The sequence below is a fragment of the Sphingobacteriales bacterium genome, assembly GCA_016711285.1.
Taxonomy (GTDB): Bacteria; Bacteroidota; Bacteroidia; order Chitinophagales; family UBA2359; genus JADJTG01.
Window position 1 is genome coordinate 204,676 of the sequence record JADJTG010000010.1, and the last position, 12,080, is coordinate 216,755.

Below are 12,080 nucleotides of genomic sequence, written 5' to 3' on the forward strand. Positions count from 1 at the left end.
GCAGACTAAAATTGTGCTTTCTGCTGCTCCTTGCGCAAACTTCGGAGTAACAGCCATTCTTTTACGCTGTCAAAATCTTCCGTAAAATACAAACCGATACCGGTACGGTAAAATCTGCCGGTAATGGCATCACGGTCGGATTTATTGTATAGTTTAACGCGGTATTTTCCGTTTTTGGTAATTTTATACATCAAAGCCACATCGCCCGAAAGTGCTACATTTTCGCTGTTGGCATTGCTGTTGTTGTTGCCTACATCGGCTTTGCCGCCCACTTCTATCACCACGCGGTCGTTGAAAAAGCTGTCGGAATAAGTAAGCGCAAATTCATTGCGAGTTTCATTCACCAAACCGCCACTGTTTTCATCATAGCGATTCCAATTGATGTCAATGGGCAAATTGAGCGTCTGTGAAATAACACTGCTGAGTTGGTTGGAAAGAAACTCGCTCACGGTAGCGGAGGCACCCGAGCTGGCAAAACTATTATTGAGTTCGTAGATATTTTGAGGCATAAAGCGATTGAGCATCAACAAGCCGAATACCTGCAAATTGAGTTCGGTGGGGTCGTCATCGTTGTTGAGCGAGGTGAGGCGGCTTTCCACTTCGCGCAGGTAGGTGGGGTCTAAGGAGGAGTTAGTGCTGCTGGGCAGTTGCAAAGCAAAATCTACCGTTGGAACTTCAAGTGTTCCGCGCAATTGTAAGTTAATATCAATATCGCTTTTGCCGCTGCTGTTGGGGTCGATACTGGCAGTTTGGAGCAAATCTCTCAAAGAAGTATTACGAACCGTATAAAGGGCATCTACATTCAAACGAGCTTGGTAAGGATCGCCGTAAAATGCAAGGGTGCTGCCATTTTTTATATTAAAATTTTTATTAATTAAATTTTGCATCGTAAACAAATATTCCCCTTGGTCGATGGTGTAGTTGCCGTAGATATTGAAATCTCTGCCAGTGGCATAATCCATTTGAATTTGCCCCGTTCCGCGACTTTTGATTATATCGCCGGCTTGCAAATCAAAAATAAGCTGCAATTCGGCATCGGGTGTGAGGTCTAAATCAATATCTATTTCCATTTTTGAGGTACTCGCGGTACTTAACTGCTTGGTAATTACTTTTGAAAGCGTATCTGCCACATTTTTAAAATGGAAAAAATTGGCATCTGCCACATCACCGGTTTCGCCCAAAGGCAAATATATTTGTGTGCCTTCGTGCGATTTTACATACAAATACATATACAAATCGGCGAGTGCTCCCTGAAATACAATATAACCTTCGCCAATGGCTGTGCCGTAATAAAGTGCATTGTTACTCGCTGCCGTGTTTAGCAAAAGCATATTTTCGGTGGTAATCACCGCTTCTACCGACAAATCTTTAAAATTATTCAAATCAAGTTTACCGTTCAGGGCGGCTGTATTTTTAGCACCTTCAAACAAAGTTATATCATTAAAATACACCACATTATCCACTACATCTATCCATTGCGGAGCTACACGATAGGCTACATTTACATAATTTATACGGCTTTGAGCATCGGTGGCAAATATTTTTCCGTTGAGGAGCGGCTTTCCGTTGCGGCTTCTGATATTCAGATTGCCTTGTAGATTGCCCTGTGTATCGCTGATATTTTTGTTGAGTATGCTTTCAAAAAAAGCGAGTTTAAATTTGCGTACATCTACATCTATATTTAATGCCTGATTGGTAGATGTTGTATTCAAATCATACGCACCGCGTGCCGTCAAATCGTAGGCTTCGCTTTTTACATCAGCATTAATATTTATAATTTTAGTGGTGTTTTCTTTTAGTGCGGTGGCATATATATAGCCTATTTCGTTGCCTTTGAGTACAAAATCATTAACTTCTACGCTGCCCGTAATCAAAGGGGCTTTGAGATAATTTTGAACGGAAACATTGCCGCTTGCCGTACCGCGCAACCCCAAACTGGTATTTTGTGCCAATATCTGCAAATCTTCCAAGCGCACATTCTGAAACTGCAATGCGGCTATATTTTCGGTAATAGAGCCGGTAGGTGCAGCCATTAGTGTAATGTATTGCTCGCCATTGCGCAGGTTCAGATCTTGAATGAGCAACTGACGGTCGCCCCAATAACTCAAAGCAGCATTGGCAGCCTGCCAGGGTTGTCCGGCAACAAAAATTGCCAGCGAAGGAATGTCCAATCGCAAGGTATCCGTTTTTTTATATAATTCTCCGTGTGTTACAAGGCGGTTGTTGAAAGGGTCGTTGCCGGTTTGGAGATAAAAAGAAAGCGTATCGCGCTGAACCGTCCCGCTCAAAGCCACATCAGGTACAAGGTAGGTGGCTTTGCGGAAGCTGTGCATCATACTCGAAAAATAAAAAGCATCGCCTTGCGCATTGGCTTCGAGGTGCAGACTATCCACCAAAAAATCGCGGTACAGGGCACGCGGCAAATCGGCATTAAACTGCAAAGTATTGTTGCCACTGTCAAATTTTCCGTGTATATCAATATGGCTGAGTTCTTTGAGGTCGGGATAAAAAAGAGCTGCCAACTCGTTAGGCTGTTTTACTTTTATATCAAATTGAATCGTTTGCGGAGCTATTTGCGGCAGCGTCTGAAACTTATAAGGATTAAAACGATTGCTGAATTGTTTGATGGCAATGGGCAAATCTTGGTAGTTGAAAGCACCATAAATGTCGGCATTAACCAAGTCGGATTGCACAACAACGCGGCGGTTGCCATTTTCGGACTTTGTGCTTTAATTTTAAAATCTTTCAGTTCGTAGTGTGCCTTCTTGTTGTCTATTTTCAGTTTTGAAAAAGAAATATCTCCTTCAAGATTATCAAGATTATTGCCGCTAAAATCAAAATCTGACTCCATAGAAACAGAAAAAGGCTCTTTTGAAAAGCCTAATTCCTGTAAATTTATTTGGGTCAGCAACGAATGAAATTTAAAAACAGGAGCTTGTGCGTTATTGAGATTGAGGTTTCCGTTGAAATTTACAAGCAAATTCGGGTCTTTTACATCTAAAGTACCGTCAAATATTTGGTCCCGAAAATTCCCTTTTACGCTGATATTTTCATATCCGTATTGTTTAAATTCTACTTTTGTTACCAGCGCATCTATAAAAAAATCCATTTCTTTGGGCTTAAATCCTTTGCCGTCCACTTGTGCCTGAAAACTTGCCAAACCGAGTTGATTATTTTTGGTAATAGTACCCAACTGAAAGTTGTTGCCGATGAATGTGCCTTTATAGGTGGGAACACGCTCAAAATTAAGAGCGAGGTCGCTTTGCAAAGCACCCAGTTCGCTATTGAAATTTCCCTTTACCAAAAAATCTTTCAATGTGCCTTTAAAATTGCCCTGATAGGTTACATTTCCGAGTGCAAGTACGGTGGGCGGCAGCACTGTTTTGGGCTGCAATAAAGCCGCTACATGGCGCAGGTGGGTTGCAAAATCGTCAATTTCCAAATCTAAGTGCATTTTTTGCACATCGGGCAAATGGCGTATATGCACATCGCCGGCGGCGCGGGTTTCGTTGGCAGTGGTGATTTTTAGGTTTTTAACCGTAAAATCCGGCACTTTACCTTCGGCTTGCCCTGCAATATTCACAACGCTGATGGCAGCTATTTTTCTTTTTACATCGGGGCGGTGGAGCGAAGGCACAAAAAACGCCAAATCTGAAAAAGCAAAACGGCTGTCGGCGACATTGGCGGTGAATTTTACTTTACTTACGAAATCCGAAAAATCGCTCCACTGCGAAAAACTGAAAGTGAGGGCATTGCCCAAATCGGAGTGGGGCGTTTGCAAATGTAGGCGGCGCAATTGCAGTAAATCGCTGCGTACCAATATATCTCCGCTCAACTGCTGCACCACAAAGCCGCTTTTTTCTTTTAAACTTGCTTTTTCTACCACAGTTTGCAATTCATTGTCGCGCACGGTGGCATCGTGCAATTTTATATTAAAATCATAAACGGCAAGGTCTTTAAAATCTACTGAAGGGGCGCGGCGGCGTTGGGGTGATTTCACTAACTGAAAAGTACCATTTTGAATATTCAGATGTTGTAGTTTCAGAAAAAATGGCTTCGTGGCTGCTGGTTCGGGGTGAGTTGAGGACACATCGTCGCCAACAGTCGGAGGTGGCTCGGTTAATGCAAATTTTTCTAAATAAATATTGGGTTGCCGCAGGTCTATATTTTTTATTACAAAGCTGTTGTCGGCAATATTGAGGTCTTCTATATCGGCGGTCAGGCGGCTACAATCCACCAAATATTTTTCGTTGGAACGGCAATTGATATAAGAAACCTGTATTTGATGCAAGATGCTTTTGCGTACTTCCAGCAGCCAGTCAAATTCTTTTTGTTTTTCTTTTTTTGTACTGCCGCCAAAATAATCTATTATAAAAGAATAATTGAAGCGATTATTTTCTATATCATAAATATTAATATATACATTTTCAAGCTCTACTTGCTTGATGCGCACAATTTTCCACCACAAAGCGAACTTGCGCACCTGTACTTGGGCGTGTTGAGCATAAAGTAGGGTATCATTTTGTTGGTCTTTAATGAGTAATCCGTTGAGAGTTATGTCTTTAAAAACATCAATTTGCGCACTATCTAATGATATTTCGGTGTGCAGTTGTTTTTCCAAAAAATCCTTTGCCTGAAGCGTGAACCACGTTTGCACCTGTGGCATGCGTACAATTTGATAGTTCCCGACTATCAAAATCAAAATCAACAGTATGATAATTAACAAATAACGGGCTATAAGACGCATCAAGAATTAAAAAATGATAAGAATAATACAACAACGTTAAATGGAGTCTAAAATTATACCAATTTATCGGTTTATAATAAAGCCTTCAAAACTGTTGAGTTTTCGTTTAAAAATTCAGAAAAAACTAGAATATCAGCGTTTTAAATGCCGAATATTTTAATATTCATAATATATTATACCCAATAAACAATGATTTTAAAAAACTTTTAGAAAAAAATATAATAAAATTTGTTTTTTATATAAGTATTGTTTAATTTTGAAAAGCACCTTTTTTTAAAGGGTGAAAATAGATAATCATATAAGTTTGTGAGTGCAAAGTAACAAGCTTTAGTTTCATGTATGCAGGGGAATTATGGTTGGTGTTTTATGTGTGTTTTGTATTTTGTGAATTTCCTTCATACATCATTTAGGGTCTTTTTAGGGTGTATCGGCTTGTGTCGCGATGGATACAAGCCGATTTTTTAGTGTATCTCCGATAAATTTTTCCATCAATGTACCAAAGTTATATTTCCTTTCACTATCATTTCGCCTTCGGCATATTTTTTGGCACGAATATAATATACATATACACCCATATCTTGTAGCACACCTCTATAAAATCCGTCCCAATAACTGTCAAAGCCACTACCATTATATACGAGATTTCCCCAGCGATTATAAATTTTTACTTCTAAAATATCCTCTATTCCTCTACTGAAAAAACGCCATACATCATTCACCTGGTCATTATTCGGTGAAAAAGCAGTAGGAACCCATATATCATAATTTCGCGTTACCTCCACTGCCACGGAATCCTGCGCTTCGCAGCCCTCGTCAGATGTAGCAGTGAGCGTATAAACAGTGTTTTCCAAAGGAGTGGCTAAGGGATTGTAAACAGTGTTGTCGCTCAAATACAGCGCAGGTGTCCACAAATATCCGTAATTGCTGCTGCCTTGTAGTTGTACACTTTCGCCGATATTAATTGTTGCATTTGGGCCTGCATCTATATAAGGGGTCGGCAATACGGTGATAGTAACACTTTCGGTGCGTTCAAAACAACCTTCATTGGAAAAAACAATAGTATAGGTCGTCGTTTGTGTAGGAAATACCAAAGGGTTGGCTACAGAGGCATCATTCAAAGTGTTTTGCGGCGACCATTCGTAGCTCAAAGCACCCGCCGCCGCCAACTGAACCGTATCGCCTCTGCAAATGCTCACATCTTGCGGAATAGTAACTACCAACAAATCAGGTATGATGTTAATTTGTACGGTATCCGTTTGCAAGCAGCCCTCCGGCGATAGCACATTGGCGATGTACAGCGTGGTATCTGTCGGCAATACGGTGTTGCTGTTGAGTTCATTTCCATCTGTATCTGTCCATTCCAAAGAACTGAAATTTCCTGTTGCAGTTAATATTGTACTTGCTCCCAAACATATTGTGGTGTCGTTGCCGATATTAATGGTGGGTTTGGTGTGTACTGTTACGGGTAAAGTCGCTGTTTTTTGGCAGCCGTTGGGGTCCGTAACGCTCAATGTAAATACTTGCGAGGCACTTAAAGGCAAAGTTGTTGTATTTAAACTGTCGGGCTGTATTATTAAATTGGCAGGTTCCCAATGATAAGTATTTCCGGTGTCGCTGCCGCCGCTCACGGGCAGTGTCAAATTCAAAACTCCGCCCTCGCATATTTCGGGGCTGCTGACTGTGGCAATGCTCAAAGGTGGAAAAATACCGATGAGTTGCGTGAGTGTATCGGGGCAGTCGGTGGCAGTTTGTATGTATAACGATACATCAAAAAATCCCGTATTACTAAAAGTGTGCGTAGCCGTAGTGTCGGTGGCAGTATTTTGTACGCCGGTGGCGGGGTCGTCAAAATTCCACGAAAAAGAGGTAATATCACCCTGTGATTCCGTAGCATCAAATACAACCGGCTCTCCAAAGCACACATTTTGAATGGAAAACGCCGCCGTGCCTGAATTATTTACATAAATCTGATGCCTTACTGTATCGCGGCAACCATAGTCGCTGCTCGTCACCATCGTCACATCATACACCCCATTATCAGCGAAATAATGTACCGGATTGGAAAAAGTACCCGATGTGTTGGCGGTATTTATTGCCTCCGCAGCATTATAGCCGATACCTACGGTTGTGCCGTCGTCAAAATCCCAATACCACGAGTTCACGAAACCGTAGGTGCTGAAGGTTTCATCAGAAAAAGAAAAAGGCTCGCTTTTACACAAACTATCAGAAAAAGAAAAAGCAGGATCAAAGGTGGGATAAACACCCAAATATATAATAGCAGTATCTCGGCAAGTAGATTGCGGATTGGCAATGAGCATTACTTCATATTTTCCGGTATCGGGATAAAGATAAGACGGATTCACGGCATTTGATATATCGGTGTTGCTGGTGGGGTCGCCGAAATCCCAGTAATATTGTGTAGCTCCAATACTTGTATTTGTAAAATTAACCAATAACTCTTTACAATTAATTAATTGAAATTGCCCCACCCCTATTTGAGTGGCATCAGCACCGATAGCGGCACTTACAATATCGCAGTCGGTTACATTAAACTGAAAATCGCGCAGAGTAGTGCCGATGAGTTCGCCGTTGCGATATTCTTTTACGCAGATACCTACTACATATTTTCCTACTTCGTCAGGAAAAGCATTTAGCAAACCCGTGGTGGGGTCGATGGTAAGCGGCGGGCTGCCGCCGAGTACGTTATTAATGCTGTACCCCGCCTGATATACAACCTGTTCATAATCGTAGGGAGTATCGCAGTCGGGATTGTCAGGCCTCGGTTGCGGGCAGTCAGGAGTAGCTCCGTCAAAAGGGGTGCATACTTCGTAATAAAGCGAGTCGCCGTCGATGTCACTGGCGGAATGGTCAAAAACCAAAGGATAATCGGCACAGATAACAATGGGCGGATAGGTATTAAAAGTAGGAGAACTGTTGTCACAAGTGTTATCGGTGTGCATAATGACGGTTTCGTAAGTAGCTCCTGTACTTTCGGGCGCATTGATATTATCTATACTGTTGTTTCTGCAACATCTTTGATAAATGAGTTTATAGCCGGTGCTACGCGGCGGCAGGTTGATTATTTTTTCATAAGTTCCTCTTTCTATGCACAATTCCGGTTCTGTACCGGCACATATATCCGAAAAATCAGGCTCTACATCTATATCTTCATCTAATTCAATTTCAATATAATGCTCACCATTTACATTTACCCAATTACCGCTTTGTGCATCAGCGATATATATATATATAGGATCATCAAATGGGGCTGCTTCAGAATCTTCGCAATCGCGAAACAGCACCAAACGAATTTTATATTGATTACCTCCCATACATTCATAAGTGAGGTCTCCGCCGATAATGTGCTTGGCTTGCACAGCATTGAAACAGCCTGTTAGCAATACCGATACTATGAACAGTCGATAAACAATTCTTAATGTATACATCACATTATATAATAGAATGATCATTACATTTCGATATTGAAAAGTTACGATATAAATTGTAAGTAATGTGTATTTTTTTTATAAAAAGGTGTTTTTTACAAAAAAATTACAAAACGGGTAATCCGATACGCTCTTCAATCAGATAGCGGTTGCGGTCGGTGCTGCTGCGTGCAATAAGCTCGCCCAAAAAACCCGCCAAAAACAATTGGATACCGATAACAGCTGCCGTAAGTCCCAGATAAAATAGCGTTTGCTCGGTAACATCTCGATATTTAGTGCCGTTGGCAATAGCGAGCAGTTTTTCAATAATAAGCCACATCGCCAAACCTCCACCGGCTAAAAAAAATAAACTCCCCAATGCACCGAACAAATGCATGGGTTTTTTGCCGAATTTTCCGATAAACATCAGCGTCAGCAAATCCAAAAACCCTTTTACACCTCTGTCCCAGCCGCCAAACTTGGAAGTGCCGTATTTACGGGCTTGGTGTTGTACTACTTTTTCTCCTATTTTTTTAAATCCGCTCCACTTTGCCAATGCCGGAATATAGCGGTGCATTTCGCCAAAAAGTTCAATACTCTTCACCACTTGCATACGGTAGGCTTTTAAGCCGCAGTTAAAATCGTGCAAAGGAATACCCGTCATACGCCTTGCCACACCGTTAAACAGTTTGGAGGGCAATGTTTTGCTCAAAGGGTCGTGGCGCACTTTTTTCCAGCCCGATACCATATCGTAGCCTTCTTTGCATATCATATTGTACAATGCCGGAATTTCATCGGGGCTGTCTTGCAGGTCGGCATCCATCGTAATGACCACCGCACCCTGTGCCGCCGTAAAACCTTCGTTCAATGCCGGCGACTTGCCATAATTGCGCCGAAAACGAATACCTTTCACGGCATTGTTTTTTTGGCTCAATGCTGCGATAGTTTCCCAAGTGGTGTCGCTGCTGCCATCGTCAATAATAATAATTTCGTAGCTGTACCGTTGCGCCACGCACACGCGCTCTATCCAGGCACACAACTCCGGCAACGACTCGTCTTCGTTGTAGGCGGGTACTACGATTGATATATCCATTCGGCTGCTGAAAAGATTGGATTAAATAAGAGAAAAAAACGTTATAAAAATTCTTTTTTATAACGTTTTTAAATAGAGAATGTTTAATGAGATGTCTTTTATATTATTTTTCAATAATTACTTGAAGTGGTTTTTTGGCGCATAATCAAAGCGACTATGGCAGCAGGCAATAAGCCTAATATTATATAAAATACAATACCCGCCGTCCAAGCACCCAAAGTAGGCGTAGCCTGTTTTTCTATTTCATCTAAGGCTTTGTCTATTTCATCTTCCGAAGCACCTGCCCATTTCATCACGCCCACGCTGGCTTCTACAGCTTGTTGTTTTTGAAGCGCAATCAAATCAGTATCTATATAATTGATAAGCGCGTACTGAAAATAAGAGCCAATAACGGTAACTAAGGTATATGCCACAAAAGCTGCCACAAAAGCATTTTTAAATTGCAGGGGTGCAGGGCTGTTTTTTTTAAAATTACTCACTGCCATTACCATCATAAAACAAGTGATAATCAGAACGAGCGGCAATATTGCTCCATGAAATATCAGTTCGGGATTAAAAATATACAACAATATCAATAAAATGATATTGATGAGTGCACCTATGAGTCCATAGCGCACTCCACTTTGAACAGGAGTCATAGTATTATTCTCAATTATGTTATAAAAAAAATATACAATACAGCTATAAAGGTACATTTTTTTTATAATTATATATCACTTTTGTTTTTTTTCAGACGTTCCTGTAATTCATATTCTAATTTTTCAGGTGTAAGATTTACGCCTATAATAGTGCCGTCGGGCATTTGCAGAAAAGATGTGGGCAACTGCCGGAATCCGAAGCGCGGCGGAATATCCGAAGCGGGCATTCCGCGTGTTTCGCACAACAAATACGGAAAATCCAACGTATCTTTGCGGATAGCAGTGAGCCAAGTTTCCGGTTTTTCGTCGAAACTGACGCTGTAAATTTCAAAACCTTGCGCAGCTCCTTCAAAAGCGGCATCTTTGTAGCGATGATACACCCGCCGCAATGCTGCATGTTGGTCGCGGCAGGGTTTGCACCACGAAGCCCAAAAATCGAGTAATACGATTTTGTCGTGTACTTGGCTCATCGGCACGATATTTCCGTTGCTGTCGGGCAAAGCGAGGTCGGGCAGGTGGTCGCCGTTGCGCAAAGATGGGCGAATGTCGCCGGAATTGGGCGGCAGACAAGCAGAATGGCTTATCATCAACAACCATATACACAAATAAAATAAAACAGAAAAATAACGAAACATACCGGAGCAGCGTTGTATTGATAATGAAATGATGATTGTGTGTGTTTTTTTTAAAAGGAAAATAGCAGAACAGTTAAAACATCTTTTTTTTAAAAATCAGAAGCTCGAAATGATATGACTGCAAGAAAAAAAACAAAATCTTTTATTGAAGAATACAAATTCACACTACAAACATACTTTTATTAAAACTTGTTTACACAAAAATAACAGATATAAGTAGAAATTTTATGAGCAAACAGCACGAAAATGAAGTCTTGGCTTTTATGAGAAGCCGCATCGGGCAAAAAAACGTAGATGGTATTTCGCCTTTGGGCGTTTGGCTCGGCGGCACGCTGACGGTAGTAGAAGAAGGGGCACTCACCGCCGAATTTGTGATACACGAACAAATGACCAACCCGCTGGGTAATATTCACGGTGGCGCACTCGCCGCCCTCATAGACGAAATGATTGGTGCAACGGTCTTTAGTCTGGGGGGGAAAACAGTATATATGTCGGTCAATCTCAATATTGATTTCCTCAAACCGGCATCGCTCAATACCGTCATTACCGCACAAACCAATATTTTGCGGCAGGGCAAACGCCTCGTACACGGCGAATGTTTTGTATATGACCAAGAGGACGACCTCGTTGCCAAAGGCTCGGCAAATTTAATCGCCACCAAACATACTTTTTAAACGCTTTTCTATTTAAAATGATTATTTACAACGTAACCGTAAAAATTGAACACGGCATTGAAAGCGACTGGCTGCAATGGATGCGCAACGTACATATTCCTGATGTAATAAAAACCGGACAATTTGTGGGGCATCGTCTGTGCCGTCTCTTGGAGCAAGATGAAGAAGATGGAGTCACTTATGCCGTACAATATTTTTGCAACAGCTTGGATAATATCAACAAATACCGCGAACACTACGCCACCGCTCTCCAAGCCGAGCACCAACGCCGATATGGCAATCATTATGTGGCGTTCAGAACCATTTTAGAAGTCTTGGAGTAAAAATATTCTATATCATTTTTTATTTTATTTAAAACAATATAAAATGTTATAAATCATATATATATCTGTATTTATTAAAAGCAAAAAACAAAATAATAAATGAGCAGATATTTTGTTATTCATAGCGATTAATATTTTTTCATTTTTTAATGATATTCTATGCTGTCCCTTCAACGCATATTTGGAAAATACAAAGGTTTTTTGAGGCGCATACGCGGTGTGTATATCTTCAACAACTGGCTCAATCGTCATCGTTTGCAGCATAATAAGGCTTTGTACCGCAAGTTTAAAGTAGAAAAAAATATTTACGATTCCGTGAGCAGTGCCGACTTCGACCATTTGACGACTTCGGTGGAGGATATTCCCTGGATTGACCGCCCTGACGCATTGCAAAAAATACAGCAACACGATTTTTTCGACAACTCAGCCCCGACCTCCAACAAAAAATTTTGCATTTTATCAGCGAGGGTTATATGATTCTGGAGGGTTTTATGATGCCAACACCATTGATGCCGCCAATCAGGAGGTAGAGCGTCTGCTGCACG

Annotated in this window: 8 protein-coding genes; 3 read left to right on the forward strand and 5 right to left on the reverse strand. The window is 41.2% G+C overall.

Going from position 1 to position 12,080, the window contains the following annotated elements:
* Nucleotides 1-5: 5 nt before the first annotated feature.
* The 5 genes from IPL35_06630 to IPL35_06650 all read right to left on the reverse strand — a co-directional run bounded on the left by IPL35_06630 (nucleotide 6) and on the right by IPL35_06650 (nucleotide 10,538).
* Nucleotides 6-2,693, reverse strand: coding sequence for a translocation/assembly module TamB domain-containing protein (locus IPL35_06630; protein MBK8443098.1), 2,688 nt, complete (start codon nucleotides 2,691-2,693; stop codon nucleotides 6-8).
* Between the two features lie 2,542 nt (nucleotides 2,694-5,235).
* Nucleotides 5,236-8,124: a PKD domain-containing protein gene (locus IPL35_06635; protein ID MBK8443099.1), complete on the reverse strand. Its 2,889-nt coding sequence runs from the start codon at nucleotides 8,122-8,124 to the stop codon at nucleotides 5,236-5,238.
* 175 nt (nucleotides 8,125-8,299) lie between these two features.
* Nucleotides 8,300-9,265 carry a glycosyltransferase family 2 protein gene (locus tag IPL35_06640; GenBank protein MBK8443100.1) on the reverse strand — a complete coding sequence of 322 codons (966 nt, stop codon included), beginning with the start codon at nucleotides 9,263-9,265 and terminating at the stop codon, nucleotides 8,300-8,302.
* A 110-nt stretch (nucleotides 9,266-9,375) separates the two neighbouring features.
* Entirely contained in the window at nucleotides 9,376-9,903 is a 528-nt protein-coding gene (locus tag IPL35_06645) for a DUF4199 domain-containing protein (GenBank protein ID MBK8443101.1), read from the reverse strand.
* Nucleotides 9,904-9,971: 68 nt separating this feature from the next.
* Nucleotides 9,972-10,538: a TlpA family protein disulfide reductase gene (locus tag IPL35_06650; protein MBK8443102.1), complete on the reverse strand. Its 567-nt coding sequence runs from the start codon at nucleotides 10,536-10,538 to the stop codon at nucleotides 9,972-9,974.
* 227 nt (nucleotides 10,539-10,765) lie between these two features.
* On the opposite strand from IPL35_06650, the gene IPL35_06655 reads away from it, so the two are divergent.
* The 3 genes from IPL35_06655 to IPL35_06665 all read left to right on the forward strand — a co-directional run bounded on the left by IPL35_06655 (nucleotide 10,766) and on the right by IPL35_06665 (nucleotide 12,012).
* Entirely contained in the window at nucleotides 10,766-11,212 is a 447-nt protein-coding gene (locus tag IPL35_06655) for a PaaI family thioesterase (protein MBK8443103.1), read from the forward strand.
* Between the two features lie 17 nt (nucleotides 11,213-11,229).
* Nucleotides 11,230-11,535, forward strand: coding sequence for a DUF4286 family protein (locus IPL35_06660; GenBank protein ID MBK8443104.1), 306 nt, complete (start codon nucleotides 11,230-11,232; stop codon nucleotides 11,533-11,535).
* Between the two features lie 159 nt (nucleotides 11,536-11,694).
* Nucleotides 11,695-12,012 (forward strand): hypothetical protein, encoded by a 318-nt coding sequence (locus IPL35_06665; protein MBK8443105.1) that lies wholly within the window; start codon nucleotides 11,695-11,697, stop codon nucleotides 12,010-12,012.
* Nucleotides 12,013-12,080: the final 68 nt, after the last annotated feature.

What these genes read in the sequence shown, in the direction of transcription:
- IPL35_06655 (MBK8443103.1), top strand. Translation starts at nt 10,766, where the DNA reads ATGAGCAAACAGCACGAAAATGAAGTCTTGGCTTTTATGAGAAGCCGC.
- IPL35_06665 (MBK8443105.1), top strand. Translation starts at nt 11,695, where the DNA reads ATGCTGTCCCTTCAACGCATATTTGGAAAATACAAAGGTTTTTTGAGG.
- IPL35_06660 (MBK8443104.1), top strand. Translation starts at nt 11,230, where the DNA reads ATGATTATTTACAACGTAACCGTAAAAATTGAACACGGCATTGAAAGC.
- IPL35_06650 (MBK8443102.1), bottom strand. Translation starts at nt 10,538, where the DNA reads ATGTTTCGTTATTTTTCTGTTTTATTTTATTTGTGTATATGGTTGTTG.
- IPL35_06645 (MBK8443101.1), bottom strand. Translation starts at nt 9,903, where the DNA reads ATGACTCCTGTTCAAAGTGGAGTGCGCTATGGACTCATAGGTGCACTC.
- IPL35_06640 (MBK8443100.1), bottom strand. Translation starts at nt 9,265, where the DNA reads ATGGATATATCAATCGTAGTACCCGCCTACAACGAAGACGAGTCGTTG.